Genomic DNA, 24,269 nt, shown 5'->3' with positions numbered 1-24,269 from the left:
TACCAAACAGTTGATATGACAGGATCGTGATACAACGATTATAGTACCGGGGATTTTTCCTATGGCGGATCTCAACAGGATTCCTGATGAAGTGAAATGGAAGATCGCATCTGAAAATGCCAGCCGGCTCCCGGCCCTGTACGATGCAGCGTTCCGGGAGATTGTTGGAAAACGCTATGATGAGATCGAGCAGGTCATCTGGATGGAACTCTCCCGCACCGTCTTCTCGATTGCCCATACCCTCTCTCTCCCGGTGGGCAATGCAACCGACCTTGCAGAGACCCTGCGGACCGTCATGATCCTCCTCTTCGGCCCCGGCTTCCGGAGCGAGAGCATCAAAGTATCCGAGGACCGGGCAGTTATTGTTGTGAAGCGCTGCCCGCTCATTGAAGAAGGTACGGCCATACGAACCGAAGGAGAGCGGACATTCCGCAAATGTATGGCGCTGACCCTGACCTCGGTCCCGCACCTCAATAAAAACTATTCAGCACGGTTTGTCCGGACCATGTGCGAAGGTGATCGCCAATGCGAGATAAAAATCAGTGTGAATGATGAACCCAAACAAAAATTACCATAAGCCGATACCTGTCAAGACTGTTTGAGCCAGTACCCCGCCGCCATAAAGATCAGGCCAAGGTAAAACATGATCGCAAACGGCCAGGTAAAACCGAGATTGATCGTATCCAGGCGTTTCAAATCCTGAACAAAGATCATCGCAAACCCAAGAACAAATAACCCGATGCTCAGCTTTGATTTTGTTGCCTTATCCATGCGTATTCAACCCTGGTAGAACTATACAACCCCGCAGGAAAAAAGATTGCCGGGAGAATAACCGCAAGCGCAGTGAATTGACCCTGCGGAGGGTCAGTGTTTTTCATTCTGTGGCGGGGGAAACCGGTATTCCCCCCGGGGGATCCGGATCTCAAACCGGACTCCCTGCCCCGGCTCACCGGTCTCATCGAGCGATATTTCCGTGATGGCAAGGATCTCCCGGGAGAGGAAGAGGCCAAGACCGGTATTTTTCCCAAACCCGCGCTCGAAAAGATGCGGTTTATCTTCACGGGAGATCCCGGTACCGTTGTCCGTGTAGGTAATCAGGGCCCCGCGATCGGTATCTTCAAACGCAAATGCTATTGCCGTAACATGCTCCCCGTGGCGGAGCGAGTTCTCCATGAGGTTGTAGAACACCTTCTCGATCAGCGCATCGGCAAAGATCTCAACCTGCGGGACCTGGACCGAGACCCTGATGTTATCAGTAAAATTCAACTGGCTTTTTGCTGATGCAATGAGCTGCGGAACATTTCGCCACGTGGGAACGCTGGTACCAAGGTCCTGGTAATCGCGGGTGAAGACGATCTGACGCTCGATAGTCTGGGCAGCCCGTATCTCCCGCCCTATGAAATCTTCCATCTTTGACGGATCGTGAAGGGAAGCCTGCGAAAATTTCAGGTACCCCATCAGGATCAGCAGCTGGTTAACGATGTCGTGCCTTGTTATGGTCGAGAGCATGGTGAGTTTTTTATTCAGGTTCTGGACCGCGACCTCGATGCGTTTCCGCTCGGTGATATCCCGTATGATGCCGACAATGAACACCTGGCCGGATGAATCAAGGTAATGGGTTTTCTTAAGGATGATGGTGTACTTCTGCCCGTTCATATTCGCAATCGTTGCTTCCGATTCATGGGGCGCCCGGCTGCCAAACACAGAATCATCGTCCGCAAAAAACTGCCGTGACTGCTCATCCGGGAAAAAGTCATAGGAGGTTTTTCCAATGATATCTTCACGGGCGCGGCCGAACATGCGGCAGAATCCATCATTCACCAGGATCAGCCGGTGGTTCCGTTCCTTGACAAAGACCGGATCGGCAATCGCGTTGATGATCGTATCAAGGTTTTTGCGGGACTCCACTTCCAGTTCGAGTTGCATCTTCTCTTTCTGGACACGCCGTTCGCTCTTCTCATTGTGAAGGATGATGCAGAAGACCCCGACTGCGATGCTGGTCATGATGATCATAGGAATTGCCACGTTGACGGTCACCGTCATCACCTTCTCGACAGAATTGCCATCAAGGATCCGGGCAAAAAGAGCTATTACTGAGATGAACGTTTCTATGAAAAGTGTGATAATGATCGCTTTTTTTGTCGATACCAGGTCCCGGTTGTTATAGTAATAGACAAGGCCGCCGGCAATCCCTGCGATAAGCGGCCCGAGCGCCACAACATAAACATTTGTTCCTCCCACCGAGAGGCGATAAACCAGCCCGATTATCCCGGCCCCGAGTCCTACATAGGGTCCGCAGGCAAGACCGGCAGCAAGGGGCCCGAAATCCCGGATGTTCACATTGGCCGTATAAAACGTGATGCCGCTGTTCATGCCATACACCGAGAGGAGACCAAAGGCAAGTGCGAGAAAGACCTGGAGGGCAACCGATGCCCGGTGCTCCAGCACAAGAGTATAGAACCTGCTCTTCGAGAAAAGATAGGCAAAAAGAAAGATGACACAGGCCATCTGGAACAGGAGCACAAATTCCCCGAAGAGGGTTACTGGCATGTAAAGAGATGTATGAGGTACAGGATAAAGGTATTGAGGAAAAGTACCAATCGCCGAACTATGAACGATTATTCCATTCCTCCGACCGAGTTCCTCCCTGATAACTGCATGCGCCTCACGTAATTCCTGTCTTTTCCTGCTCTGTTAACCGGCATAATCCCCGGGCTGGCAACTGGCCAATCCTTCATGGACCGGTGCTGGCTCAATAACTGTTCTGTACACCGCTGGATCCAGCACATGGAAGAACAGGATCCGTAACGGTTTTCTTTGAGATAGATCATCACGGGTTTTTTTCTCATCCGATATGATCCGGAGTGGTTTTGTTACTCGTGCAGTACCGGGAAAAAATCCCCGCATCCCGTTTCATCACAACAAAAACCGCCGGGAACAGGAGCCGGACAAAAAAAGAGGTGCTCATCTCCCTCAGGATCCTGAGCGGATTCGTTAAAAGCGGAACTCCCGGGTGAGTGCCCCGGGATTATACAAGGGCTTTCACGGCACTTTTCGTCATGCCATTCTTCACTTTTTTACCGTACATCAGTTCCAGTGCCTTGAGATCGATCTCGTTTAAGTCGTATGCATCAGTAGCCTTGGCATAGAACAGGCTGTCAGGATATTTGGTTGTCTCGCCAACAAATCCAAGATTGATGAGAACGGCACGCAAAACCCATCGCAACCGGGCATTTCCCCTCAAATCGGAATTTACATAGGTTTTACCAGCGGTTTTGATGGCATAGATCGTGCCGGTGGAGGGATCTTTATAGACTTTCGTAGTCCCGGCAACGTATATCTGTTGCAATGAACTCTCCGGGAGCAGGACAAGGGTGATGTCAGCCTCACTGGTAAGGTCGAGATTTGTTGATAGTTTTGTTGTCGTGGAAAGATCATTGAACTGGCTGATGAAGTCTGCAATGAGCGTCTCGTCACTTTGCCGGTCAGCACCCATAATGGAGAGCCAGACAAGATCTTTCGTCGGTTTCTGAATAACATTCGTGTCCGGGCCAAACGCGAGTTCAACGAGATGGTTGCCAACATCCGCAGATGAATATGACGAAGATACTGGAACGGCTGTTGTTGCTTTTATTGTGGGTGTGGCATTTGGTGTAGCGGTGGGTTTGGCTGTGGGCGTTGCGGTTGGTTTGACCGTTGACGTGGCGGTTGGTTTTACGGTAGTGGCAATGACAGACGCCCCTTTCGTTATTGCGGTTCCGTTTGCATAGAATGCGCTGGTCGAGGAATTTCCTGTTGCACTGGGATCCCAGGCCCCGGAAAGGACACCCGTCCCGAAGATAAACAAGAGGATTACCAGGATCCCGATTATCATCGGCAGGAATGGGGCGATTGCAGGAGCATTCGTATTTTCCGTGGCAGGGTAAACCGTTATCGGGGAATCGATCTGGGTTGTTCCCTCCCGGCTCAAATCGATCTCAAATACCCTGTGCCCGCTTTTCTGTGCTACGCCGGTAAATGAGGTTATGAGTGCGCCGGCCCTGGGAGCCGCTTCCCCAAAAGATGGTATATCCGTATGGGGTGCCAGCAGGTAACGATCGCCGGAAGTCGAATGTTCCCGGATCAGGTGTTCCCGCTGTTCTGCTATTTTTGCAAGGATCGCATTGAGCGGTTGTGCTATCTTTTCCCAGTCAACGCTCGAATCCAGTTCGTTTTCGAACAGGTCATAGGTCCGGTTGAGGAGGGTCTCGAACTCTTCGAGTTCGCTGTCGTCATAATATGCAGGTACTGCCGAGAGGATCTCGCCCGCATCCACATCCGTGGTGAAATGGAAGACAACGGGTGGTGCAACCACTTTGACCAGTTCGAGATCGAATTTTACGCCCGTCGATAACTGGTTGAACCGGGCTGTGATAACCGTCAGTTCATGGAGCACGGATTGCCATGGGGGGTCATTGCCCAGTCTCTTCCTTATGATCTCTGCAAGTGGTGAGGCCAGCGACTCGATCATCTGGGCATCAAAGTCAAACAGGTCCGAGAGTGGGCCTTTTTTCGCCTCTTCGATCACTTTGGAGAACGTGCCGAGGATGATGAGATAATTTGCCGTAATTCCCTGTTTGAGAAAAAGACGGTACATCTTCTCTAAGTCTTTACAGAAGATGAGGATGTCCCCGCAGGACCGGACCTGGAGCGCAAGCGCCGTATCTCCGGGAGCAAAATATGAGGCCTTCTTTAATTCATCGTGTTTCCGGAAGAGCTGGAGGTGGGCCTGGGTGATGTCCTCTTCCTCCACGGGAAGAACCCCGTTACAGAAGAGCTCCAGAAATGTCAGGATGGATTTTTTCCGGATGATATCATGGATCTGATAATACCGGTAACAGTATTCAAAATAAATTTTATAGTCAGATTCGTTGAACTGAATCTGAATTTTTTCCATACTACCTAATTTTGTTTAATAATATACATCAGTTTTGCTATTTTTCTTCGTTAACAGGATGACGGGATCCACATCATTTCCATACTGTTCCGGGGAAAATGGATCAAGGCTATCTCTATCAGAATATCGTGACCCGGCCTCATTTCATACAGGAAAATCCCGGTCCGGATGATTCCATAAATTCGGTTGTATCGCGTTCAGGATTAATCCGGAACAGAATAATTTCTCAAAACCTCAGGATTGATTTGGAGAGTACTGCCAGGAAAAAGGCGCAGCCTGAAAACCAGATTCCGTACAGAAAAAGTATTTCAGAATTCCCCGATTACCAGGGAATACAGCGCTGCGGACGTCTTTGGGGGAGACTGGATATTCCCGACAACAATCCGCTCGTCCGGATACCCGAGGTTCTCGCAGAGCGCGATCTGCACGGGATCTGCGAGATCAGCCAGCCGGCTGTAGAGTTCATCGACATCAAACTTGGGATCTGCGAGAAGGAAGACGATCTTACCCCGCTTTACTTCGGCAACCGTATCAGCCATCCCCTTCTCATGGCCTCTCCCGTGGGCAACAACGACCGAGACCCGGGCAAGCGGGATATGAAGCCTGGCCGTTGCAACCTGAAGGGAAGAGATTCCCGGGATAACTTCGCCGGGCAGGTACCCGAGACCTGCGAGCATGGGATCACCGGTCGAGAGGATGATAGACGCGGTCGGGAGCCGGCTCAAATTCTTGAAATCATCAATCGATTTGATGCTGCAGGTGGAAACCAGGTAGGGGCGGGCAAGCTCGATCGCCCGCTCCGATCCATACACGATCCGTGCTTTCTTAAGTTCCCGTATTGCCTGTTCCGTGATAAGGCCCGGGCCACATCCAACCCCGATGATCTTCATTTACGTTTCTCCAAGGATCGTCCCGTCGCGGTTCAGCAGAACCACCCGGACATCCGGTCGCATAGTCTTAAATTCAGCAAGAGAGGTCTTCATGGTTTCCTTAAATGCCGGTGAAACGGAGAGTTCTTCTACGGTCCTGTAACCGGTTCCTTCCAGGATCTTCGGGCTGATGAACTTCAGGATCAGCGCCGGGAGCCCCGAGAGCACGACATTGCCATGGGCAGCGGCAAGCGATTCACCAATCTTGCCGCCGATAAGGATCACGTCCCGGTCCGGAAAGAGCAGCCGGGAGTACCGCAGGCCGATCCGCCCGGTCGTAAGCACCGGGTCATTAGTTGCTGCAATCCGGGCAACGGTGGACTCGGTCAGGTGATCATCCCAGGGTTCGACAAGGCCGGTGGTGCCAAGAACCGAGATGCCGCCATCAACCCCGACACGGGGATTCAGGGTCTGCCCTGCAACTTCTGCCCCGCGGGGGATCCGGATCGTTACCCTGACACCGGGTAACCCCATCTCCTTCTGGGCTTCCTCTATTGAAGACGTGATACAGGCATATGCCGACGGGCTGACCGCCGGATCATCCTTCCGGTACCGGACCGTATCGCGCGAGAACCTGCCGATTCCTTCCCCGAACTGAAGCGTGATGCCGTCCCGTGCGGGAAATGCTGTTGCAATGAATTCGATCCCTGCTGTCACGTCGGACGGGTAATCCCCGGAAAATTTTGTACATCTCGCGATGCCGGCATTGCCATGCACCGGGACATCGACAAAAAGTCCGCAGGGAATGTGGATCCGTACAGAACAGACCGGCCCGGCAAGTGCGAGGACTGCCGCTTTTGCCGCAGCGGCAGCAGTTGTCCCGGTGGTGAATCCCCGGATAAGGGCAGTACCGGATGCCGTCAGGACCGCAAGACCCTGCTCAGCCAGCAGGCGCTTTTCCTTATCCGTGCAGCGGGAGACCCAGGCATCCGGGTAATCAAAGCCGGTGACCGGATCCCGCATCGGAAGCGCCCTCGATGAAGATCGTGATGCATTCATTGATTGCAGCAACCGCTACCGGAGTCCCGCCCCTTGTCCCTTCTGTCGAAATGGAGGGGATATCCACCGTGCGCAGGAGTGCCTTGGACTCCGCGGCATTGACAAACCCGACCGGGGCGCCGATGATGACTGCCGGGCGGATACCTTCGCTGACCATAGCGCAGAGCGAGAGGAGTGCCGAGGGTGCGTTCCCGATGACAACAACCGAGCCGGGGATCTTTTCTTTCAGGGCCAGGAACCCGGCAGAGCTCCTGGTGATTTCCCGTTCGCGGGCAATATCGGAACCGTAGTCCAGGGCACAGATAACTTCGCTCTGGTGCCCTTTCTTCTGGATTCCGACCTGCACCATCCGGATATCTGTGATTATCGGGGTCTTGTTCCGGAGGGCATCGAGCGCAGCTTTGATCGGATTGTTGTGAAAGCGCATGAGATCGGCCATCGCGAAATCGCCGACCGCAACCGAGCATCGCTGTTTTACCCGGTCCTCTACGGTTGCATTGCCGACCATCTCGCGGGCGAGCGTCCGGGACTTCTTCGAGATCGCGTAGCCTTCCTTTGTGTCGGCACCCGGATCAATATACGTACTTGTGGTGGTATCCCCGTGGCGTGATGATTCCTTTGACATTATCCTTCATCCTCCAGATCCTGCTCTCCCTTCCGCCGATGATAACGGTCGTGTGCATATCAACGGCCTGCTCGGACTTCTCGATCTCCCCAAGGGTGGTTATGATCTGCTCCTCTTCATCCCGCAGGGCATTTTTCACGATCGCCACCGGCGTTGTTGGCTCAAGATGTTTTCTCGCATGTTCGATTGCAAGCGCAAAGTTGTGCGGCCGTCCCCGGCTCTTGGGATTGTACAGGACAACCGGAATCCCGACCGAGAAGACCGCGTCCAGCCGAGCCTCGATCACGTCGAGCGGGGTCAAGAGATCCGAGAGGCTGATCACGGCAAAATCTCCGGAGAGCGGAGAGCCCACCCGGGATGCTGCGGCATTCGCGGCCGTGACGCCCGGGATGATTTCGACTTCGATCTCATCGCCCGAATGTTCGAGAACCTCAAGAACAATGCTGGCCATGCCGTACACTCCGGCATCACCGCCCGAGACTATGGCAACCCGGTGTTCGTGGGCGAGATCGATGGCCTGTTGTGCCCGCTCAACCTCTTTTCCCATCGAACTCCGGATGACCTGCTTGCCCTTTATGATCTGCTCGAGCGGTTCAAGGTACAGGGCATTGCCGATGACATAGTCCGCACCGGCCACGGCCTTGAGGGCCCGGGGGGTGATGTATTCGGTGCGCCCGGGGCCAAGGCCGACGATGGCAAGCGATCCCCTGGATTCAGTGTGCGATGGCAACGGTGACTCTCCCGTAAACTTTCTTTCCCATGATCAGTTCCTTTCGTTTTGCCGTGGCAAGCGCCGAGGGCTCCGCAACCCCGAGAAGGCCTATCCGTCCGGCCCGCGAGGGGGAAGTCCCCGTAATAGCGTTTATTGTATCATCGTTCAGGAATATTAAATTGCCAGAGAGGGCACCGATCCCTTCGACAAGCCCGGTCTCGTTGAGCTTCTTTATGGTCGTGGCATACACGAGAACATCTTCCAGATCAATTTTGGATTCTTCAAGGGCCGTGCGGATCGAGGCTGTGACTTCATCGGCAGTCACGCCCTTGCGGCAGCCGACCCCCACCGTGTACTCCCCTTTCTTCACGAGGATCGAGACATCCGGGCCGGCAATGACGATACCGGGCCCCTTCACAGTGTGTACCGGTACATCGCCGTCCAGCATTGCGGCATTCACCGCCCGCGTGGAATCGCGGTTCACGATATCGCAGCCGTTCCGGTCCGCAATCGCTTCAACCGAATCCCGGCCGGTGGACTCCGTTGCGGTCGTGATGACCGGGACAAGGCCGAGCCCTGCAAGCTCTTTTGCAAGAGCGTTTGCCCCGTGGTGTCCCCCGATGAGCGGGATGGCGAAACGAATGTCGGGGCTCACGACCACGACCGCCGGGTCGGTCCACTTGTCGGAAAGGAGCGGGGCAATCCCCCGCACAACGATCCCCATCGACATAAGGGCAACAATGCGCCGGGTTTTGGAGAAGAGGTCCGCAAATGCGGTTGGCGTATATTCGATAACATCCGCGTGGAGAAAACCTGCTATCCGCTCTGCCTCGGGAAGGAACCGTTTGAGTGCAACGACAACCGTTTCCGTCATGAGTAAAGGTGCGAGCGCTGGTATCCGGATGCTATCCCGCTGACCGCTTTTCCGACGATGAGCAGGGAAGAGCGGGTAATCCCGGCATCCTTTGCTTTTCCTGCAATATCCGCAACCGTGCCAAGGATGATCTTCTGGTCGGGCCAGGACGCGTGGAAGATCACCGCTGCCGGAGTGTCTTTCGGGCATGCGAGCTTGGCTGTGATGTCCGAAAAGTGTTCACTCCCGAGGAAGAAGGCCATCGTTGCCGGGTACTGCGAAAGTTCGGCAATGTAATCCTTCTCAAGCGTCTTTCCCGCCGGGCGGGTGATGATCAAGGTCTCGGAAACCCCCCGGGGCGTGTACTCGGTGGTGAGAGCCGCTGCTGCTGCAAAGACCGATGAGACGCCCGGCACGATCTTAACCGTGATGCCGTGTTTCTTAAGCTCGGCAATCTGTTCGACAATCGAGCCATAGAGCGCCGGGTCACCGGAGTGGAGCCGGACAACGGCCTTGCCCTGACGCATCCGGTCGGCCATGAGCGTTACCATGTCGTCGAGGTGCATACCCCAACTGTCAACTTTCTCGGCAGCACTGCTGGAGGCGACAAGAACGGGATTCACGAGCGAGCCGGCATAGATGAGCACGTCTGCCTTGTCGAGCAGGTTCCTTCCTTTCACCGTGATGAGCTCGGGATCGCCCGGACCGGCACCGACAAACCAGATCACGTTTTCGTTATTTCTTGGCATACATCACGCTCATGTAATCGCTCTTTTCGGGAAGCTCATCATCGCGGTACACTTTCATATCCGGGAAATACATCCGCTCGACAAGCACGAACTCCCGGTAGCCTTCTTTCCGCATTGCGGCAGCTTTCTCCTTTGGCTTTCTCACTTTCATGAGAACTTTCGTATCCGAGACCGTGCCGTCCGAGACCGAGAAGCCCTCGTTGATCGAGACCCCGCCGGCAGCGGCAAATGCCGTGATGGAGCTGATCCCCGGTTCGGTCCGGAACTCGATTGCGGGATGCGTCTCGGCAATCACCGCACAGAGCCGTGAGAATGTTGAGAAAAAGTTCGGGTCGCCAAGGATGCCGAAAACCGCAAAGCCCTTCTCGGCAACCGGGGCAATCTTCCGGGCATTCTCTTCGAGGCATGTCCGTATACGGGTCTCATCGTCCGTCATCGGGAAATCGAGCATGACCGGTTCCCGGTACGGAGCAACAAGGTCGTGCGCAATCCGGCCCGGCACAAAAACCCCGTCCGCTTCCTTAAGCAGCCGCACGGCCCGGAGCGTGAGGAGCTCCGGGTTTCCCGGCCCGAGGCCGAGCCCTACGAGCATGCTGCCCCCCGGCCGACAATGATATACACCGGATCAATCGGTTTGAACATGATACTCCCCGCAATCGCGTGCGACCGCGACACCTGCACCTGCACGACCTCGCAGAAGAGCCCGAGTTCCTGGAGGGCGTTCACCGCATCGCTGACCGTTGACAGGAGCACCGCGTTTATCACGATCGTCCTCCGCACATTCTTTGAAAGCGACGGCAGGATGGCGAGCAGGTTCTTTGTCCCGCCAAGGAAAGCGCAGTCATAAATCCGTTCGCTGTGGAGGAACGCGGTTGCTTCGGCATGTGAAAATTCGATATTGTGCACACCGGCTTTCCTGGCAGTTTCCGTTGCCAGGGCAACTGCTTCGGGGCGGATATCAACAGAATAAACTTTTTTTGCACGCTGTGCCATGGCAACCGAGACTTTGCCGGTCCCGCAGCCGATCTCAAGGACCGTGTCGGTGCTGCGGACTCCCATTTTTGCAAGGGAGACGGCCATGATCTCGTCCTGGGTCGGACCGCCGGGAAGTTTTTGGTCGGGCATCTGCACAAGTTTTGTCGGGGGAGGGTATTAAGGGTTGTTTTATTGGGTAGAGGGTAGAGAATTTATCTCTACTAGAAAATCTCGAATTACCGTTTCTGTTTTTTGAATTACTGAATCAAATATGGTCTCATTACGGATGGGTTTATTAACCCGAGTTTTCCCGGCTCTTTGAGCATTTTGACCATTTTTTGAATAAACAGCCAATTTTTGTGAGGATTTTGGATTAAATCTGATAAATGAAAAATGAATTCCATAGTTTATTTCTTCAAGTGATTTAACAGATTTATTTTTGGATTGAATCTCACCAATGGTTTTTTGAAGAGTAGAATAATAGGAGGAATAATTTTTGTCGGATATGATCTGCTTATTGCATTTTAAAAATTGAAATGAATTTAAATAATTTACATCTGTTTCTTGATTTAAGATAATTTTTTGATCGGAGTTCGTTTGAACATGATACACATCATCATGAATCAAAGCCAGAGTAATTCTTGGTGTTACAGGGCAAAAAAGTTGCAATCCAGGAGAAAATAATCCTGGGTACCCCGTTTTTTTGAAGAAATAATTGTTTACAGTAATTGGATCATCGCTCGTTATGAACGGAATTTTTGTTTTATTCTCAATTAAAAAAAATTTTAAATCGGATAATGCTTCGGAACTTGCCAATGCCATTTTTATATCATGCTTAAAAAAATCAATATCCGATAAATCAAGATTCTCAACATATTCGAGTTTTTCTGGTTGACCTTGAAATAAAAACTTATATTTCGGTTTAAGGTCGGTCTCTAAATGCCGTTTGACTGCTTTATCTGCAATTATTTTCGAGGTTTTTGTTCGATACATTTGAAGAGTGAAAAATTTATGCAATTTCCCAATCGACACTGGAGACAACTGTTTTATCTGATCAATAGTAAGAATTGTTTTAATCAACTCTGCCGAATTTTGTTCAAACGGTTTCAAGAATTTTTCAAATTCGACACCATAAAAATCGTCTTCTTGTGCGGTTTCATAAATTGTCTGTTGTGCAATTTCTCCCGATCTTATATCATGAACCCAAATTTGTTTCTTTGACGAATCGGATGCAAAATTTTTTTGATACCACTGCGGAACAAAATGTTGAATTTTATATTCAGTCATCATTTTCTCAATACGTGAAATTAGGCGATATAAGTAGTGATATTCAATAATGATAGTTCATGGATGTTTGTGAGTTTCGCTCACCCATCTCCGCATTGGATCTCTCGTACATCTCACTGAATATCCGCAGGGAAAATTTTTCTCGCACCGGAATACCGGTAAGTGCGTAGCGCAAAACCCGACGAGGCGTTTTGCGCGTAAGGCATCGCTAAGATAGAGGGATTCCCTCACCGATCTTTTGAAAAAAAATTTACAATTATCGATTCTCTAAAAAAAACTCTCACACCAAAAAAAGTGGATTCGATTTTTTCAAAATATTTTTGGCAATGTAAACATTTTGACAAAAATTTTCTGCAAAGAATATCCCGCACAACCCATTAACATTTTTACAGCCCGGGCCTCCACCGCAATCCCGAAAAAGGACTGCACCCCCGCTGTCAAAAAGTGATGATTTCCCCCCATTCTCCGTCGCAACACCCCTCCCAAAACCCCCTCATCCCCCACCCCCAAATCCGGGCCCCATACAAGCCCGGATTGCCATTCCGGAGGGTCGATCCCAAGAGTAACGTGCCAAAACCAGCACACTTCTACATACTTTTTTGAAATACGCATTTTAAACACGATTAACGCCAATCGGGGCATTTTGGTGCCGATTATAAAAACCCCATAAACGCTTTTGGTTGGCGTTTCTCAGTGAAAACGGGGGTAAGCAGGCTCAGATCGAAAAGAACACCTGTTTTGGACTCATGTTTCAGGGATCCCGAAGCCTCACTATTGAGTGAGTAACCAGGCTATCCTCTCCGACGCAGATTCACATCCCGGTAACAGCCCCGGCAAAGGCCGGACCCTCAAAAGACACACGAAATTATCTCCTCGTAAATCGCCCCGTTTGATAAAATAAGCCCGATTTGAAAAATCAGTTTTTTGAGGGTCGCGTTTTTTCGCGAATTATACAACAGCGAATCTGGAAAAGCACCATATCGCGCGTATTTTGATTATCCGGGATATTTCCTGCCGATTAAAACGGTCAATACAGACCCTTTTGGTTGAAGACGGAAGTGTTTTTCCGGATGGGAGATTGCCCGGAGAACCGGCAGGGGCTGATCCGGACCCTTCCTCAGTCCCGTCCGGCATGGAGTCATTCGCACACCCCCCGGATATCCGCCAGCAAACATTTTTCGGGCCGGAATTCTGGCAAATGCGCAAGAGTAAAATTTGGCGAGGCGTTTCTTGTGTAATATCGCAGATCCTATCCCTTTAAGGTCTTGAGGTGAATTTGCTTTTTTCACCAATATTGTCTGCCATTCGACCCATCTTGTATTTCTTTCCAATTCAGTGGATTATAATTTTCGCCACTGGGAGTGTGAACGTTAAAATGATGAATCAACATTTTGATATGTTAGGTTTTCATATTCTTCCCCATCCACCCCATCAACATATCCGACCCCGCCGACATAGCCCGCCCCGACAGGATAATCACGCTCGTCATCCAGATGCTTGATTTGAACACGCGGTTGCAGGACGCAAAGCTGGAACATGAGACGAGGCCATTCCAGCGTCAGGTTGAGGCAACGGATGTTTCCATTGACAAGTTGGTGTACGGGCTGACGGATGAGGAGATTGGGATTGTGCAGGGGGACTGGATGTAGTGGGCTCACTATTGAGAGCTACCTGCCCATGCGGTTTTGAGACCGAAGCTCTGCCGGTAGGGAGTGGATCTCTGGATCATACCATGACACTCAAAGCACCGGCATATTGCGCCGTCTGCAAAACGATTGTTGTCTCCGAGTATCAAAAGAAGAACAAACTATGCGGTACCTGCAGGGAGCACCTGACATTTTACAATGATCCGGAGCTCCAGTCACATCACAACCAGGTTCCAAAAACCCCACCGGTTTTCCGGTGGAGAACGAACGATTCCGCCACTGAGTTTGTTCTATCCGATATTCTGTATCTCTGCCCGGCCTGTGGAAAGAAGACCCTGACATTTACGGATGCCGGATGCTGGGATTAACAGACTGAGTAATATTGCATTGAAACGAAACCGAATTATAACTACCATAAAAATTCCGGATGACGACAGGGAGTTTTTACAATGGATGGGATTTGGTCCCGACACATATCCGGCTGGAGGTCCCCCGGATTTCGTATTCCCTGTAGATAATCCCGGTTTTTATATCCGGTTTTTTGATCAGGATGGCGAATAGTTTGCAGAGATACCGGATTCCATCAAGCCGGCATCTTACGGGAAAAGGCTTTTTTTTATGGGTGGGGACGTATCGAAAGAATGAGAAGGAAACGTATATGCTTTCTTTATCTCACGTCGAAAAAGTGGGAGACGGGGCATCACACTCGATTACGAGACGACGCTGTTCCAGCGGCAGGTTGAGGCACAAGGTGGTGTGATTGATAAACGGGTGTCCGAGTTGTACGGGCTCACGGATGGGAGATTGCGATTGTTGAGGAAAAGGGGAAATGATTATCCATTTCTGAATGATACACAATCACCAGCAATAAAAAGAATATGCACCCCCGGGTGTATGATTGATGGCCAGGAATTTCATGAAAAAAAATGCATCGCGGATAACTTCAGCGGCACTCAAAAAGATCGTTGATATCATTGCACGATCCGCAGATCCCGATCGCATAATCCTCTTTGGCTCACGATCAAAAGGCACGCAGACACCTGAAAGTGATTATGATATCTGCGTGATCAAGCGGGGGGTTAAGCACCGTCGGGAACTCGCAATGAAACTCTACGGAGACCTGTACGGGGTCGGCGTGCCGGTTGATATTATTGTCGAGACACCGGAAACGTTTGCCGAACTCAGGGACAATCCCTTCCTGATATACCATGACATTGCACAGCAGGGCAGGATCATTTATGAAAAACCGGTCCCTTGCTGAAACGTGGCTTGTCCGGGCACGAAGTAATCTCGCTCGTGCCCGGCAGGGAAAGAGTGCTCCTGATATCCTGTATGAAGATCTCTGCTTTGACTGCGAACAGGCCGCAGAAAAATCTCTCAAAGGTCTGTTGATCATCAATGGAATCGTCCCGCCCCAGACACATTCGATCGCCCATCTCATAGAAGCAATTGAAACGCATGACATTCGTGTGCCGGATGAGGTGAAAACGGCGGTTTCACTCTCCCATTATGCAGTATCAACCCGGTATCCCGGATCCTACGAACCGGTAAAAGAACGGGAATACCAAAAAGCCTTAAAAGGTGCAGAGACGGTTTTTTCGTGGGCTGAGCAACAATTCAGCGAGGCAAAATAAAAGCGAGATGAACCATAATTCCAGATTGTTTCGTTGCAGATTCTGTAAAGGAAAACTCCACGAAGGAAAGACAGAGGTTATGGTGCATGCAACCGGGGAAGGGATACCCCAACTCAATGAAACCCGGAACATTTCAGAACGGGTTCGTTCAGGATTTTATCATCAGAGTCTGCCAAATTTTTTTTAATCAAAGTCCGGTTGTTCCGGATCAGCTTTTGCAGCAGGGTGATGATGGCGATGAAAAATGTACCTTCAGGGTCCGATCAAAAAATTTCCGGCAGAGCCTGCCGAAAAAATGGAATCAACGTCCGGTTGTGAAAAGGTAACCGGGTGTACCTCCGGCTGCCGGATACTGTATCGTCGGAATGATGCCCCCGGATTCATCTTTCAATCAAGGTCTGCCTGGAATAAATTGCTCGATAGAAAACCATTCTCCAAACAAATTGTATAAACCTGTCAAGGTTGGCGAGAATGATCGTACATGAGATTTCCTTCTTCTGGGTCTGAAATTTTCGGGATTTCAGATCAGCTCCGAACCTCCGTTTGAGGATGGAGAATTTGGTTTCAACCAGGATCCATTTTCGATAGCGAGTTGAATCAAAGTTCTCGGTCATCTCCTTTCGATATTTCCCCGAGACATTCGTAGAGAATAGATGAGATCGAGCAGGAATGATCGAATCTGCGTGAAGAGATTCGCGAATAAACCGGTGCATTTTCTCGGAGTCGTATCCATGGTCCATGACATAACACTGATATTTAAGGAGTTTGTGACATTTTTCAGAAGAGGGGTTTGGTAATAACGATTAATTTCTTCCGCGCACTTATTCAGATTTTTAATTTTATTTACACATTATTTCATATTTTTCTTAAGAAAAAAATGAATATTTTATATATCTGAATAATAAAGCTTTAATTAATGCCCCAGAACTTTTTGGATCTTCATATCGTGGATTACTGCCAGTTGCAGTGCAGGCACTGTTACCTGAACAAGGGGAGTACCTCTATGCCACTCGATATGGTGAAAAATGTCTGCACGGACTTCCTGAATACGGGATTTCCTTTACCGGAAAGTACGATTATTCTCAGCGGGGGAGATCCGCTGCTCCATCCGGATTTTTCCGGGATATGCAAGATGATCCGGGAATTGAACGGCAGAGTTGTTTTGAGTACAAATGGTATTCTGATTTCCAAGGTTATCGATACGTTCCAGAGTTCTGATTCGGTTCAGGTTAGCGTTGATGGGGACCGGCAAACCCATGATTCTATCCGGGGTGGAGGCAGTTATGATTGTGCAGTCCGGGCTTTACATCTGCTTCAGGAACGACACATTCCCCACTGTATTTCATTCACCGTAAACCAGGAAAACCGTCATTGTATTGACCATGTCATCAACCTGTGTTCTGAAACAGGATCCTATCTCTTCAATTTCAATTTTTTCCAGCCAATCCAGAATAATAATCTTGAACCCATCCCTTACTCGCAATGGATAACGCTCAGGCAGGATGTTTTGAGAAAACTTGAAAAACTTCACATCCTGATGCCAGAGATCTGCCTTCGAACGGGTTGCATTGCAGGAATTTTGGGGGTATCAATCCTGCCTGATGGGACAATTTGGGATTGTTCAAGAAACCAGAAGATCCTTGGAAAATATCCTCAGAAAATTCGTGAGGTTCTGTTCTGGGACAAGATCCAGGACAAAACATCGCGCGATCAGTTCCAGACATGCTGCAAGAGGTTACATCATGAGTAAAGTTTATGCGTTGGCATCAATTCGCAATCAGGGAAAAACCAGTACAGCAATTGCACTTGAACAATACTTCCGGAAACAGGGTCAAAAAGTAGCCTGTCTTCAGAGGATCAAGGGACAGTATGATGGAGAACAATATCTGAAAAACGGGTGCTATCATTACAGCATTCCATTGGAAGCCGTACAAAACCGCGATGCATTTGAGCATTGGCTTCCCAAGGGTTTTGATGTTTATATTATCGAAGTATCCATGCCGTTTTCACCGATCGGATCTGCATTTCTCGATCTATTCCAGACATACAATGAGATAATATCAGCCGATGTAAAAAATTCCTGGGAGGAGTATGTCCGGAATTATCTTCTCACGTATTACCAGGATCCGAATATTGTAACTTTTTTCGAAAAGGCGCATGAAAAACGGTTTCAGGAAGTTATTACCAAAGTGGAAAAACCTCTCGATACCCCCTGTGTAGATACCGGTTTTATTCTTCATCATCCGAAAGAACTGGTGTCCGATTCATTTGAACCGAAGATGGTTCTTCCCCGGAGTGAGAGGAAGGTTATCGCGGTCGGGGGATTTCCTGCAGAGTATATGGATATTTTCCCGAACCTGAAATGGTTCGGTTATGATTATGGTGCATTCATAACAGCGATAAAGCAGGAAACCTACGATCTTGCTGTTATCGGGGAATGTATCAATTATGCCCTGAAACTGAAACACAAACCTGTTGATCAGCCGACTATCTGTTACCAGCCTTCGCTCTACCGCGATGTACGAAAAAGGCAGACTAAGAAAGGGAGTGACCGTTTACCTGACGGGGACCTACTATCCGTCTATGAAAAGGTCAGAAAGACTCCGGTCGATTCTCCTCTCGGGAATAAAGGAACGCATTACGAATCCTATAATAACAGGTTCCGGACCAGCCAGACCTATTGTGGCAATGACATTATCACCAAAGATAAGAATTTCGTGTATTGCAACGGCTGGATCCTTCCCCAGTACCTGATCCGGGAAGGACTTCTGGAGGTGTAAAATGGGAGGCGGAGGATGGGGAAATTATGGGGATTACGGAGACTGGGCAAACTGTCCCGTTCCAGAGTGTCGCCCAAGTCAGGGTCAGGATATAAACTTCATGATTCATCATAGAATCAACGGGGGTATCGAAATAGAGTCCGTCTGTAATGAAAATGCTATTGCCCGATGGGGATGGGCAAGTAAAGACAACACTATTGCATACAATGCATTGATCCATGCTGAATGGAGAAATAAAGATAACAATGATTGTGAAGAATGCTGGTATAATTTCATGGGTTTATACTATAACACAAGACAATTGTATATTGTATCTTCGGCACGGAATTCTCATGCAATGGTTGCGGAGTTCAGGGGCGGAGATTATCAGGTCCGTACGAACTGGAGATTTTTCCAATATGGAGAATCTGATATACAGCCCCAGCGTTGTGATGATCCATCGAACCAATGTCTTGGGCCTCCTCAAGTGCAGATGCCTTGGGGGTATGGAGGCACAGTTAACACCATTTCGATATGGAAAGTAACGGGAATCATCATCGATGGATCATCTTTGCGATACCAACATGCTGATATGCCTGTTGCTGAATGGTTAATCAATAACTGGGGAGAATTTACCTGGAATCGGGGAACGGGTCCCGTTCCCTGATTCATAATTTCCGGACTTTTATGGCACATGAAACTGACTCATCCCCTCAAAAAAGAAAACGTCCTTTCCGACAGATATATGGACCTATTTTGTTGCTAGCGCTGATTTTGGTGATCCTCTTTCTCGCAGTAATTGCATTCACTCTTCAACAGCATAAAGAAACAGCGCTTTATGAAAATGTCTCATATAATAATGCATATAGTTCCGGTTCTATCGTTAGGATTGGCTCCCTACCAGAAACGATAACGCCGGTCTGGATGTATTCAGCAACCGGCAAGAGCGTCAGATCTGTTGCAATCAGTGGAGATGGCAGATATGTTGCTGCTGGTTCAGGCCCCGATCTTTATTGCCTTAACCGTGAGGGAATCCTCCATTGGAATTATACCCCCGGCAGTGAGCCGGGAACCTATGGGGGGACATTCAGAGATCTCTCCATCAGTGACGACGGAAAATTTATCGTAGGATCCTTGGGCTTCACTTTTTATTACTTTAGTCAGAACGGAACCCGGCTTCTGGATGGCGGGTGGGGATTCGAAGACGGGATCGAGAGCATGGATCTCAGTGCCGAAGGGAAAACGTTCGTTATCGGAACCTCGGGTCATAACCGGGTTTGGTTTTTGAATCCAAATGGAAATATTCCATCCTGGCACTTCACTACGTTCAACCGAAAGAACACCAGTGAATCGTATGCCGGCAATCATGTTGCGATGAGTGCGGACGGGCAGTACGTTGGGGCATCCGGGGAGGATTCCCGGGTATATTATTTCAACCAGAGCGGAGCGCTTCTCTGGAAAAGCAATGAGACCGGCAGGCCTCTGGAAAATATTGCAATGAGCGCTGACGGACATACTATTGCGGCAGCATCACGGGATCACAGTGTATATGTTTTTGATAATACCGGAAACCTGCTATGGAATGCTACGACCGGAGATGTTGTCAGAACGATTGCAATGTCATCGGATGGTAAGTATATCGTTGCTGGATCAGATGATTCAGGAATCACCTTCTTCGACCGGAACGGGACGCTCATCTCGACATATATCGCCAGGAAGCCGGTTACGAGCCTGGCAATATCCCGGAACGGGAATACGATAGTGGCCGGCTCCAAGGATTCGGGCATCTATTGTTTCGATCAGGATGGAACGCTTCTCTGGAAGTATATTGCCGGAAAAGCCGTGAACCGTGTCGCAGTCAGTGGAGACGGGATCTGGGTGGTTGCAGGATCGTCTGATGGAAACGTCTATTTCTTTAGCCGGAATGGAACCGCAGATGGGCATTCATAAGGAAATTTTTATGAAGAAACTTAAAGTAAAAGCCTTTAAACTTTGTATTTTTGTGTTAACCTCTGAAAGCGCACACTAACAGCATACTTTTGTTATTTTAATATAATACACAGTCAACTGTTGAATCATTAAAATTAACAATGTATAATAGCAAATATACAAAAAAATTTGAGTGATCAAATCAATAAAATAAAAATCATATGAAAAAATATTTTATTTTTGTAGTTTTGGGTAGTGTCTCTATATTGCTGTAAAATCCGAAGCCTCAGTATCCAAAGAGATCATCTCGCTCTTCAAAGATAAATACCGGCTACCGGTAATCCATTCCTCATTGATATCGATGAGGATCGAACCGGCAAGTCTGAGCAAGGAAGCATCATTTGGAAATGCTCCCATCATCCTGCTTCGGCGTTTGAGTTCCTTATTGACTCGTTCGAGGAGGTTGGTAATACTGATCTTCTTCCAGAACCCCGTAGGAAACGTTTGATAATTCAACAATCCCTGGTTGAATCGGCGAATCGTGTCGGCTGCCCGAGAGAGTCCCCGTTCATCGGAGGGAATCACTCAGACATTCTTTCAATGTCTCGGCTATCACTTTGTGGTATTTTCTGGGGATTTTCCTGATAACTGCACGAATGAAATGTACGTGACACATTTGCCATGAAGTCCCCGGGAACCTCTTCCCGGTAGCAATCTGAATGCCGTTGTGACCATCAGAAAAGATGAGATTAACTTTGTTGAACCCTTGTTCCTTGAGGTCAGAGAAGACCCCCTCCATGGTTAGTTCGTGTTCGGCATCAGCAACGCTGAAGGTAAAGATCTCTCAGTATCCATCCGATCTCACACCGGCTACAACAAAAAGAACCCCTGTTTTGGACTCCGGCTTCAGGGATCCCGAAGACATACGTTTTAGATATCAGCCAGAATATCCTCTCTGAAGTGGATTCACCTGCCGGTACCGCCCCGGCAAAGGCCGGACCCTCAAAAGACACAAGAAATTATCTCCTCGTAAATCGCCCCGTTTGACAAAATAAGCCCTATTTGAAAAATCAGTTTTTTGAGGGTCGCGTTTTTTCGCGAATTATACAACAGCGAATCTGGAAAAGCACCATATCGCGAGTATTTTGATTATCCGGAACATTTCCTGCCGATTAAAACGGTCAATACAGACCCTTTTGGATGAAGACGGAAGTGTTTTTCCGGATGGGAGATTGCCCGGAGAACCGGCAGGGGCTGATCCGGGTCCCCTCATTCCCGCCCGGCACGGTGTCATATGCACACCTTACCGGATACCTGTCGGGCAAACAATTTTCGGGCAGGAATACCGGCAAATGCGTAACGTAAAACCCGGGCGTGGCGTTTTCCCGCGTAAGGCTTCGCAACGTTGGGATGGAATATTCTAACTCAATAAAACCCTGAAAATTTCTGCAGGGCCCGTTCAGGTTTTTATCATCAAAGTCCGCCAAAATAATTTCAATCCGAGTCCGGTTGATCCGGATCCGATTTTACCGCAGGGTACGTTCAGACAAACGAGTACGCTGCCCACGGCCCGGTGAATCGTATGGATACGTTTCCCTCCTGCTCAATCTCTTCCAGCACAGCGCCCAGCTTCGGGTAGTTTTCATCAGGAACGAGACACGAGCAGTTCAGGATCATGTCCCGTTCCGGAACCTGCCACTTCTTCAGTTTCCCCATGTGGAGATCGCTGCAATATCCCTGGATCTTTCCCGTGATCTCTGTTATGATGCCGGCAATTTCTGCATCCGTTGCAGCGTTAATCGCTTTTTCCCGTTTTTGCCGGATGAGATACATTTTTCCCGGGCCGCTTACCTTTGCCTCTTCATCGAGCTGCTGTATCTGGTCACTGGTTGCGGCAATCGCGTCCCCAATCTTCCGCCGGCTGACCGATACCTGGACCCCGTACTCCTTCTTCCCCCGGACTTTCCCGAACTTCTGTACAAACGTCTCATACTCTTTTGACAGCCATCCGGTAAGCACCCTCCGGGCATCAAGGCCATTCTCCGGTTTTATAATCGTATCGAACGTGAAGGGGATCGTATTGATACCAGCCCCGATGAGATGTTCCAGGACCTGTTCATGGCTCACCACCCATCCGGTCACCACTTCCTTATCCTCACTCGCATAGGGGGTGAGCGGGCAGGCATGCACGATGGCAGACATGGTACGGCAGGGAATCCCGAAAACCTGCTCCCCGTCAACACCCGTAATTCCCCGGGGAATTTCCCTGCCGTTCTCCACGAGCGCATACAGGTACAAGCCGTCTTTTCCCGGTGCAGCCTGGACATCCCGGATATCGGCACTCGTGGAACCCGGGGCATCGTTCATTCCAGCAGCCTCTCCCGGGGTATCGGTATGGCCGCGTTGTTCCACCATGGCAGTCCTGTTCAGCATAGCTCGCCCTCCCGGTTCCATAACGTTCCCGGGCTGACGGTATCCTGTCCCAATAGGTCGCGGGAATCGACGGGGTTTACCATCTTCTCGACCACATCGTCGACAATGTCATCCAGTTCGGCCCGGATCTCGTCCACGGTCTTTGTGAGACCCTGGTCGGTTTTGATCTGCTCAATTGCCTCGTGAAGATCCATGAGGGATCTGCCGAGGCGCTCGATCTCCTCGTCCGCGAGCAACCCGGACTCCATCCGCTTCAATGCCTGGATCTTGAGCGCCTCTTCGAGAATCTCGACAACGGCTATCACCAGTCCAAGCACGCCCTCTTTTAAGTTGCTCTCATCGATCTCGATTGTCATTCCAGGAGCTCCCGTATCACTTTTGTTCCAGGACCAGTTCCAGGATCCCGTTCTGGTACCGTTCCTTTGAAACCTTTCCCTCCCAGGGTAACGGGATCTCTTTTTTGTAGCGTTTCCCGCCCTCTTTTGCCGATATCTCAAGGGACCGGCCAATGAGAGCGATCCGGATCTTTTCCCTTGTTACCCCCGGCATCTCGACAACGACCCTGAGCTCATCGCCCTCATTGAAGATATCGGTGATAGGCTCGATCGTCTTGTTCTCCGGGCGTTCTTCTGCGACCTTCCGGCCCGGGGGGACAAGCGAACGGATCTTTACACTGTGGGTGACGGTCGGTTCCGGAGAATATCCCTCCTCGAGCCTCTTTTTGATCTCCCGGTCTTTCTCTTTGATCTTCTGGTCAAGCTCGGGGGATCGTTTGCGCAGGTTCTTCACAAGACTCCCCATCCCCGGGAGCACATCGTTCACAACACTTTCCACTACGCTCTCGTCATCCCCGGTCTCGTCGGTTTCTCGTTCATTCTTTTTCATGGTATCCCCCTCTCTGCCCGGTATCCACCCGTATCTCCAGGATGCCATGCCGGAAGGCAGCCGATGCCGGCATGTCCGCGGGCAGCTTGCACCCGGTACGATCGAGCGTTATCATCAGGCAGTCATCTGCCTCCACAACCTCAATTGCATCTTTCTTCTGGAAATCATCATTCAGCCACCAGGAAAATGCGATCTGCCTGCCGGTGTAAAGATCCATTCCGGATTCCCTGAAGACCGCTATCGGCTTTCCCCGGCGTTTCACGGACCGCGGAATTATGATCTCCTTGAGCCGGTGCAGCACATCGTACTGGGTGAGCCCGGAGCATTCACTCAGTTCATCGAGCGTGGCAAACCTCCGCTCGTACAGGATACGGAGGATGCAGGCACTTTCTTCATCGAGAGTACGGAAGATATCATATCGCTGCCCGGCCGGGGCAGGTTGCGGGCCCGGTATCGAACTGGCGACAGCCCCGCACTCCCGGAACCTGCGGGTAAGGATCTCCCGGACCTCGGTATCTCCCGCATGCCGCAAAAGGAGCGCTTCAAGCTCTGCCGGACTCCCCGTATCCCGTGCACCGTTGCCGGCGCAGAGCGGCAGGATCTCGTCCGGGTACTTCTTCCGGAGTGTTGTATACATTTCATGGAGTGTGCCGGCCAGCACCGCGATTATCGGGCTCATGCTGCTCTCCTCCGTTTGAGTCATCAGGTATCACTCCGTAAGGAGAGTCGCAGGTACATGGCCTTGTTGTGGCAGATCTCGGATACGCCAACTTCCGTTGTCTCCATGGAAAAACCGGGAATAGTGATGGAGAGGGGCCGGACCGGACTGATCTTCACGGGCTCAACAATCTCGATCCTCACGTTTTTTACCCTTTCAAGAACCGATTGTCCTTTTTTCTTTCGAGCTTTCGTTTTCAT

30 protein-coding genes are annotated in these 24,269 nt (G+C 50.1%); 9 read left to right on the top strand and 21 right to left on the bottom strand.

The window, feature by feature from the left end:
* Positions 1–61: 61 nt before the first annotated feature.
* On the top strand, positions 62–577 hold the full coding sequence (locus WC598_RS04455) for a hypothetical protein (protein ID WP_372960265.1): 516 nt from the start codon (positions 62–64) through the stop codon (positions 575–577).
* An 11-nt stretch (positions 578–588) separates the two neighbouring features.
* Here the strand turns inward: WC598_RS04455 and WC598_RS04450 are convergent, their stop codons facing one another.
* The 13 genes from WC598_RS04450 to WC598_RS04390 form a co-directional block, all read right to left on the bottom strand.
* Entirely contained in the window at positions 589–771 is a 183-nt protein-coding gene (locus tag WC598_RS04450) for a hypothetical protein (RefSeq protein ID WP_372960264.1), read from the bottom strand.
* 93 nt (positions 772–864) lie between these two features.
* Complete coding sequence (locus WC598_RS04445; RefSeq protein WP_372960263.1) at positions 865–2,550, bottom strand: LytS/YhcK type 5TM receptor domain-containing protein; 1,686 nt, start codon at positions 2,548–2,550, stop codon at positions 865–867.
* A gap of 478 nt (positions 2,551–3,028) precedes the next feature.
* Positions 3,029–4,936 carry a PT domain-containing protein gene (locus WC598_RS04440; RefSeq protein WP_372960262.1) on the bottom strand — a complete coding sequence of 636 codons (1,908 nt, stop codon included), beginning with the start codon at positions 4,934–4,936 and terminating at the stop codon, positions 3,029–3,031.
* 308 nt (positions 4,937–5,244) lie between these two features.
* Complete coding sequence (locus WC598_RS04435) at positions 5,245–5,826, bottom strand: cobalt-precorrin-7 (C(5))-methyltransferase (protein WP_372960261.1); 582 nt, start codon at positions 5,824–5,826, stop codon at positions 5,245–5,247.
* Entirely contained in the window at positions 5,827–6,828 is a 1,002-nt protein-coding gene (locus WC598_RS04430) for a cobalt-precorrin-5B (C(1))-methyltransferase (RefSeq protein WP_372960260.1), read from the bottom strand. It abuts the gene before it with no gap.
* On the bottom strand, positions 6,803–7,489 hold the full coding sequence (locus WC598_RS04425) for a precorrin-8X methylmutase (protein ID WP_372960259.1): 687 nt from the start codon (positions 7,487–7,489) through the stop codon (positions 6,803–6,805). The genes WC598_RS04430 and WC598_RS04425 overlap by 26 nt, the downstream gene beginning before the upstream one ends.
* Positions 7,437–8,219, bottom strand: coding sequence for a precorrin-3B C(17)-methyltransferase (cobJ, locus tag WC598_RS04420; protein ID WP_372960258.1), 783 nt, complete (start codon positions 8,217–8,219; stop codon positions 7,437–7,439). Before cobJ ends, WC598_RS04425 begins: the two co-directional genes overlap by 53 nt.
* Positions 8,203–9,075 (bottom strand): cobalt-precorrin 5A hydrolase, encoded by an 873-nt coding sequence (cbiG, locus tag WC598_RS04415; protein ID WP_372960257.1) that lies wholly within the window; start codon positions 9,073–9,075, stop codon positions 8,203–8,205. Before cbiG ends, cobJ begins: the two co-directional genes overlap by 17 nt.
* Complete coding sequence (locus tag WC598_RS04410) at positions 9,072–9,803, bottom strand: cobalt-precorrin-4/precorrin-4 C(11)-methyltransferase (protein ID WP_372960256.1); 732 nt, start codon at positions 9,801–9,803, stop codon at positions 9,072–9,074. The genes cbiG and WC598_RS04410 overlap by 4 nt, the downstream gene beginning before the upstream one ends.
* The gene (locus WC598_RS04405) at positions 9,790–10,395 is read right to left on the bottom strand and encodes a cobalt-factor II C(20)-methyltransferase (protein WP_372960255.1); all 606 of its coding nucleotides are present in this window, start codon (positions 10,393–10,395) and stop codon (positions 9,790–9,792) included. The genes WC598_RS04410 and WC598_RS04405 overlap by 14 nt, the downstream gene beginning before the upstream one ends.
* A complete protein-coding gene (locus WC598_RS04400) occupies positions 10,386–10,928 on the bottom strand; it encodes a precorrin-6Y C5,15-methyltransferase (decarboxylating) subunit CbiT (protein ID WP_372960254.1) in 543 nt (180 codons plus the stop codon). Before WC598_RS04400 ends, WC598_RS04405 begins: the two co-directional genes overlap by 10 nt.
* Positions 10,929–10,967: 39 nt before the next feature.
* Positions 10,968–12,068, bottom strand: coding sequence for a DUF4238 domain-containing protein (locus WC598_RS04395; RefSeq protein WP_372960253.1), 1,101 nt, complete (start codon positions 12,066–12,068; stop codon positions 10,968–10,970).
* A 306-nt stretch (positions 12,069–12,374) separates the two neighbouring features.
* A complete protein-coding gene (locus WC598_RS04390; RefSeq protein WP_372960252.1) occupies positions 12,375–12,707 on the bottom strand; it encodes a hypothetical protein in 333 nt (110 codons plus the stop codon).
* A gap of 851 nt (positions 12,708–13,558) precedes the next feature.
* Between WC598_RS04390 and WC598_RS04385 the strand changes: the two genes are divergently transcribed.
* From WC598_RS04385 to WC598_RS04370, 4 genes are all read left to right on the top strand, one after another.
* A complete protein-coding gene (locus WC598_RS04385; RefSeq protein ID WP_372960251.1) occupies positions 13,559–13,714 on the top strand; it encodes a hypothetical protein in 156 nt (51 codons plus the stop codon).
* 83 nt (positions 13,715–13,797) lie between these two features.
* On the top strand, positions 13,798–14,079 hold the full coding sequence (locus tag WC598_RS04380; protein ID WP_372960250.1) for a hypothetical protein: 282 nt from the start codon (positions 13,798–13,800) through the stop codon (positions 14,077–14,079).
* Between the two features lie 548 nt (positions 14,080–14,627).
* Entirely contained in the window at positions 14,628–14,972 is a 345-nt protein-coding gene (locus tag WC598_RS04375; protein ID WP_372960249.1) for a nucleotidyltransferase domain-containing protein, read from the top strand.
* Complete coding sequence (locus tag WC598_RS04370) at positions 14,950–15,345, top strand: HEPN domain-containing protein (RefSeq protein ID WP_372960248.1); 396 nt, start codon at positions 14,950–14,952, stop codon at positions 15,343–15,345. Before WC598_RS04375 ends, WC598_RS04370 begins: the two co-directional genes overlap by 23 nt.
* Before the next feature lie 380 nt (positions 15,346–15,725).
* Here WC598_RS04370 and WC598_RS04365 read toward each other — a convergent pair whose 3' ends face one another.
* Positions 15,726–16,085, bottom strand: a complete 360-nt coding sequence (locus tag WC598_RS04365; protein WP_372960247.1) for a transposase — start codon at positions 16,083–16,085, stop codon at positions 15,726–15,728.
* 176 nt (positions 16,086–16,261) lie between these two features.
* Between WC598_RS04365 and WC598_RS04360 the strand changes: the two genes are divergently transcribed.
* The 4 genes from WC598_RS04360 to WC598_RS04345 all read left to right on the top strand — a co-directional run bounded on the left by WC598_RS04360 (position 16,262) and on the right by WC598_RS04345 (position 20,054).
* Positions 16,262–17,095: a radical SAM protein gene (locus tag WC598_RS04360; RefSeq protein ID WP_372960246.1), complete on the top strand. Its 834-nt coding sequence runs from the start codon at positions 16,262–16,264 to the stop codon at positions 17,093–17,095.
* Positions 17,088–18,125 carry a hypothetical protein gene (locus WC598_RS04355; protein ID WP_372960245.1) on the top strand — a complete coding sequence of 346 codons (1,038 nt, stop codon included), beginning with the start codon at positions 17,088–17,090 and terminating at the stop codon, positions 18,123–18,125. The genes WC598_RS04360 and WC598_RS04355 overlap by 8 nt, the downstream gene beginning before the upstream one ends.
* 1 nt (position 18,126) lies before the next feature.
* Positions 18,127–18,771: a hypothetical protein gene (locus WC598_RS04350; RefSeq protein WP_372960244.1), complete on the top strand. Its 645-nt coding sequence runs from the start codon at positions 18,127–18,129 to the stop codon at positions 18,769–18,771.
* Positions 18,772–19,028: 257 nt separating this feature from the next.
* The gene (locus WC598_RS04345; protein WP_372960243.1) at positions 19,029–20,054 is read left to right on the top strand and encodes a WD40 repeat domain-containing protein; all 1,026 of its coding nucleotides are present in this window, start codon (positions 19,029–19,031) and stop codon (positions 20,052–20,054) included.
* 240 nt (positions 20,055–20,294) lie between these two features.
* On the opposite strand, the gene WC598_RS04340 is transcribed toward WC598_RS04345, so the two are convergent.
* From WC598_RS04340 to WC598_RS04310, 7 genes are all read right to left on the bottom strand, one after another.
* Positions 20,295–20,618, bottom strand: a complete 324-nt coding sequence (locus WC598_RS04340; protein WP_372960242.1) for a transposase — start codon at positions 20,616–20,618, stop codon at positions 20,295–20,297.
* Entirely contained in the window at positions 20,602–20,874 is a 273-nt protein-coding gene (locus tag WC598_RS04335; protein WP_372960352.1) for a transposase, read from the bottom strand. The genes WC598_RS04340 and WC598_RS04335 overlap by 17 nt, the downstream gene beginning before the upstream one ends.
* A gap of 701 nt (positions 20,875–21,575) precedes the next feature.
* The gene (locus tag WC598_RS04330; protein WP_372960241.1) at positions 21,576–22,466 is read right to left on the bottom strand and encodes a GvpL/GvpF family gas vesicle protein; all 891 of its coding nucleotides are present in this window, start codon (positions 22,464–22,466) and stop codon (positions 21,576–21,578) included.
* Positions 22,460–22,822, bottom strand: coding sequence for a gas vesicle protein K (locus WC598_RS04325; protein WP_372960240.1), 363 nt, complete (start codon positions 22,820–22,822; stop codon positions 22,460–22,462). Before WC598_RS04325 ends, WC598_RS04330 begins: the two co-directional genes overlap by 7 nt.
* Before the next feature lie 16 nt (positions 22,823–22,838).
* The gene (locus WC598_RS04320) at positions 22,839–23,351 is read right to left on the bottom strand and encodes a hypothetical protein (protein ID WP_372960239.1); all 513 of its coding nucleotides are present in this window, start codon (positions 23,349–23,351) and stop codon (positions 22,839–22,841) included.
* Positions 23,338–24,054: a hypothetical protein gene (locus tag WC598_RS04315; protein WP_372960238.1), complete on the bottom strand. Its 717-nt coding sequence runs from the start codon at positions 24,052–24,054 to the stop codon at positions 23,338–23,340. The genes WC598_RS04320 and WC598_RS04315 overlap by 14 nt, the downstream gene beginning before the upstream one ends.
* Positions 24,054–24,269, bottom strand: a complete 216-nt coding sequence (locus WC598_RS04310) for a hypothetical protein (protein ID WP_372960237.1) — start codon at positions 24,267–24,269, stop codon at positions 24,054–24,056. The genes WC598_RS04315 and WC598_RS04310 overlap by 1 nt, the downstream gene beginning before the upstream one ends.

The sequence above is a fragment of the Methanoregula sp. genome (genome assembly GCF_041645475.1).
Lineage (GTDB): Archaea > Halobacteriota > Methanomicrobia > Methanomicrobiales > Methanospirillaceae > Methanoregula.
Note: the sequence above shows the minus strand (reverse complement) of the source record. Positions and strands in the feature narration are given on the sequence as shown.

What these genes read in the sequence shown, in the direction of transcription:
- WC598_RS04400 (WP_372960254.1), bottom strand. Translation starts at nt 10,928, where the DNA reads ATGCCCGACCAAAAACTTCCCGGCGGTCCGACCCAGGACGAGATCATG.
- WC598_RS04345 (WP_372960243.1), top strand. Translation starts at nt 19,029, where the DNA reads ATGTATTCAGCAACCGGCAAGAGCGTCAGATCTGTTGCAATCAGTGGA.
- cbiG (WP_372960257.1), bottom strand. Translation starts at nt 9,075, where the DNA reads ATGACGGAAACGGTTGTCGTTGCACTCAAACGGTTCCTTCCCGAGGCA.
- WC598_RS04380 (WP_372960250.1), top strand. Translation starts at nt 13,798, where the DNA reads ATGACACTCAAAGCACCGGCATATTGCGCCGTCTGCAAAACGATTGTT.
- WC598_RS04375 (WP_372960249.1), top strand. Translation starts at nt 14,628, where the DNA reads ATGAAAAAAAATGCATCGCGGATAACTTCAGCGGCACTCAAAAAGATC.
- WC598_RS04370 (WP_372960248.1), top strand. Translation starts at nt 14,950, where the DNA reads ATGAAAAACCGGTCCCTTGCTGAAACGTGGCTTGTCCGGGCACGAAGT.
- WC598_RS04390 (WP_372960252.1), bottom strand. Translation starts at nt 12,707, where the DNA reads ATGCCCCGATTGGCGTTAATCGTGTTTAAAATGCGTATTTCAAAAAAG.
- WC598_RS04330 (WP_372960241.1), bottom strand. Translation starts at nt 22,466, where the DNA reads ATGCTGAACAGGACTGCCATGGTGGAACAACGCGGCCATACCGATACC.
- WC598_RS04395 (WP_372960253.1), bottom strand. Translation starts at nt 12,068, where the DNA reads ATGATGACTGAATATAAAATTCAACATTTTGTTCCGCAGTGGTATCAA.
- WC598_RS04310 (WP_372960237.1), bottom strand. Translation starts at nt 24,269, where the DNA reads ATGAAAACGAAAGCTCGAAAGAAAAAAGGACAATCGGTTCTTGAAAGG.
- WC598_RS04445 (WP_372960263.1), bottom strand. Translation starts at nt 2,550, where the DNA reads ATGCCAGTAACCCTCTTCGGGGAATTTGTGCTCCTGTTCCAGATGGCC.
- WC598_RS04450 (WP_372960264.1), bottom strand. Translation starts at nt 771, where the DNA reads ATGGATAAGGCAACAAAATCAAAGCTGAGCATCGGGTTATTTGTTCTT.
- WC598_RS04410 (WP_372960256.1), bottom strand. Translation starts at nt 9,803, where the DNA reads ATGCCAAGAAATAACGAAAACGTGATCTGGTTTGTCGGTGCCGGTCCG.
- WC598_RS04350 (WP_372960244.1), top strand. Translation starts at nt 18,127, where the DNA reads ATGGGAGGCGGAGGATGGGGAAATTATGGGGATTACGGAGACTGGGCA.
- WC598_RS04405 (WP_372960255.1), bottom strand. Translation starts at nt 10,395, where the DNA reads ATGCTCGTAGGGCTCGGCCTCGGGCCGGGAAACCCGGAGCTCCTCACG.
- WC598_RS04315 (WP_372960238.1), bottom strand. Translation starts at nt 24,054, where the DNA reads ATGACTCAAACGGAGGAGAGCAGCATGAGCCCGATAATCGCGGTGCTG.
- WC598_RS04320 (WP_372960239.1), bottom strand. Translation starts at nt 23,351, where the DNA reads ATGAAAAAGAATGAACGAGAAACCGACGAGACCGGGGATGACGAGAGC.
- WC598_RS04455 (WP_372960265.1), top strand. Translation starts at nt 62, where the DNA reads ATGGCGGATCTCAACAGGATTCCTGATGAAGTGAAATGGAAGATCGCA.
- WC598_RS04440 (WP_372960262.1), bottom strand. Translation starts at nt 4,936, where the DNA reads ATGGAAAAAATTCAGATTCAGTTCAACGAATCTGACTATAAAATTTAT.
- WC598_RS04385 (WP_372960251.1), top strand. Translation starts at nt 13,559, where the DNA reads ATGCTTGATTTGAACACGCGGTTGCAGGACGCAAAGCTGGAACATGAG.
- WC598_RS04435 (WP_372960261.1), bottom strand. Translation starts at nt 5,826, where the DNA reads ATGAAGATCATCGGGGTTGGATGTGGCCCGGGCCTTATCACGGAACAG.
- WC598_RS04360 (WP_372960246.1), top strand. Translation starts at nt 16,262, where the DNA reads ATGCCCCAGAACTTTTTGGATCTTCATATCGTGGATTACTGCCAGTTG.
- WC598_RS04325 (WP_372960240.1), bottom strand. Translation starts at nt 22,822, where the DNA reads ATGACAATCGAGATCGATGAGAGCAACTTAAAAGAGGGCGTGCTTGGA.
- WC598_RS04430 (WP_372960260.1), bottom strand. Translation starts at nt 6,828, where the DNA reads ATGCGGGATCCGGTCACCGGCTTTGATTACCCGGATGCCTGGGTCTCC.
- WC598_RS04355 (WP_372960245.1), top strand. Translation starts at nt 17,088, where the DNA reads ATGAGTAAAGTTTATGCGTTGGCATCAATTCGCAATCAGGGAAAAACC.
- WC598_RS04425 (WP_372960259.1), bottom strand. Translation starts at nt 7,489, where the DNA reads ATGTCAAAGGAATCATCACGCCACGGGGATACCACCACAAGTACGTAT.
- WC598_RS04365 (WP_372960247.1), bottom strand. Translation starts at nt 16,085, where the DNA reads ATGGACCATGGATACGACTCCGAGAAAATGCACCGGTTTATTCGCGAA.